Source organism: Pseudomonas sp. (assembly GCF_049653025.1).
Taxonomy (GTDB): domain Bacteria; phylum Pseudomonadota; class Gammaproteobacteria; order Pseudomonadales; family Pseudomonadaceae; genus Aquipseudomonas.
In genome coordinates this window covers 1-2,215 of sequence record NZ_JBASFM010000022.1, presented here as the reverse complement: position 1 = coordinate 2,215, position 2,215 = coordinate 1, and the positions used below count along the sequence as shown (strand labels likewise).

Annotated in this window: 2 protein-coding genes; both read left to right on the top strand. The window is 54.9% G+C overall.

Annotated elements, in window-relative coordinates:
- Positions 1-1,809, top strand: a 1,809-nt coding sequence (gene fusA / locus WBK23_RS18165; protein WP_424485338.1) for an elongation factor G, incomplete at its 5' end; no start/stop codon positions are given.
- Positions 1,810-1,839: 30 nt separating this feature from the next.
- Positions 1,840-2,215 (top strand): GTP-binding protein (locus tag WBK23_RS18160; protein ID WP_424485337.1); only part of this gene is annotated, 376 nt, incomplete at its 3' end.

The following is a 2,215-nucleotide window of genomic DNA, read 5'->3' as shown; positions in this document are numbered from 1 at the left end:
GTTGAGCGTTCCCTGCGTGTTCTCGACGGCGCGGTCGTGGTGTTCTGTGGTACTTCCGGCGTTGAGCCGCAGTCCGAAACCGTATGGCGTCAAGCCAACAAGTACGGCGTTCCACGTATTGTTTACGTGAACAAAATGGACCGCGCTGGCGCTGACTTCCTGCGCGTGATCGGTCAGATCAAACAGCGTCTGGGTCACACTCCGGTGCCGATCCAGTTGGCTATCGGTTCCGAAGACAACTTCCAGGGTCAGATCGATCTGATGGCCATGGAAGCGGTTTACTGGGACGATGCCGACAAGGGCATGACTCCGCGTCGCGAAGCCATTCCGGCTGAGCTGCAAGAGTTGGCTGACGAGTGGCGCAGCAACATGGTTGAGGCTGCGGCCGAAGCCAGCGAAGAGCTGATGAACAAGTACCTCGAAGGTGAAGAACTCACCAACGCGGAAATCAAGGCCGCTCTGCGTCAGCGTACTATCGCTGGCGAGATCGTTCTGGCTGTTTGCGGTTCTTCCTTCAAGAACAAGGGTGTTCCCCTGGTTCTCGACGCCGTTATCGATTACCTGCCTGCTCCAACTGATATTCCTGCTATCAAGGGTACTGACCCGGATGACGAGGAAAAGCAGATGGAGCGTCACGCGAACGATGACGAGCCGTTCTCGGCTCTGGCGTTCAAGATCGCTACCGACCCATTCGTGGGTACCTTGACCTTCGTCCGCGTTTACTCGGGCGTGTTGGCCTCCGGCGACGGCGTGATCAACTCGGTTAAGGGCAAGAAAGAGCGTGTGGGTCGTATGGTGCAGATGCACGCAAACGCCCGTGAAGAAATCAAGGAAGTGCGCGCTGGCGACATCGCGGCCTTGATCGGCATGAAGGACGTCACCACTGGTGAAACTTTGTGCAACGCGGACAAGCCCATCATCCTGGTTCGCATGGACTTCCCGGAACCGGTTATTTCGGTTGCCGTTGAGCCGAAGACAAAGGATGACCAGGAAAAAATGGGTATCGCTTTGGGCAAGCTTGCTCAGGAAGATCCATCTTTCCGTGTGAAAACCGATGAAGAGACTGGTCAGACGATCATCTCTGGCATGGGCGAGCTGCACTTGGACATCTTGGTTGATCGGATGCGTCGAGAGTTCAACGTCGAAGCTAACATCGGTAAGCCTCAGGTTTCTTATCGTGAGCGCATCACGAAGAGCTGTGAAATCGAAGGCAAGTTCGTTCGCCAGTCCGGTGGTCGTGGTCAGTTCGGTCACTGCTGGGTTCGCTTTGCTCCTGCTGACGAAGGTCAGGAAGGTCTGCAATTTGTGAACGAAGTGGTGGGTGGTGTAATTCCTAAGGAATACATCCCGGCTATCCAGAAGGGTATCGAAGAGCAGATGAAGAACGGCGTCGTAGCCGGCTATCCGCTGATCGGCCTGAAGGCTACCGTATTTGATGGCTCTTACCATGACGTCGACTCCAACGAGATGGCGTTCAAGGTGGCTGCATCCATGGCGACCAAGCAGTTGGCCCAGAAGGGCGGCGGTGAGTTGCTTGAGCCAATCATGGCGGTAGAAGTTGTTACCCCTGAAGACTATATGGGTGACGTGATGGGCGACCTTAACCGCCGTCGCGGCATGATTCTGGGTATGGAGGATACGGTTTCCGGCAAAGTAATTCGTGCCGAGGTTCCGTTGGGCGAGATGTTCGGTTATGCGACCGACGTTCGTTCCATGTCTCAAGGTCGCGCAAGCTACTCTATGGAATTCAAAAAATACAATACTGCTCCGTCGCATATCGTCGACGCTGTAACTAAAAGACAAGGCTGATTCAGCCCTTTAGACAAGAGGATTTCTGTCGTGGCTAAGGAAAAATTTGAACGTAACAAACCGCACGTAAACGTTGGCACCATCGGTCACGTCGACCACGGTAAAACCACGTTGACTGCAGCGTTGACTAAAGTGTGCGCCGAAGCTTTCGGTGGTGCTATTCGTGACTTCGCTCAAATCGACAGCGCTCCGGAAGAAAAGGCTCGTGGTATCACGATCAACACTTCCCACGTTGAATACGATTCGGCTATTCGTCACTACGCCCACGTTGACTGCCCAGGTCACGCTGACTATGTGAAGAACATGATCACCGGTGCTGCGCAGATGGACGGCGCTATCCTGGTTTGCTCGGCCGCTGATGGCCCGATGCCGCAAACCCGTGAGCACATCCTGCTGTCCCGTCAGG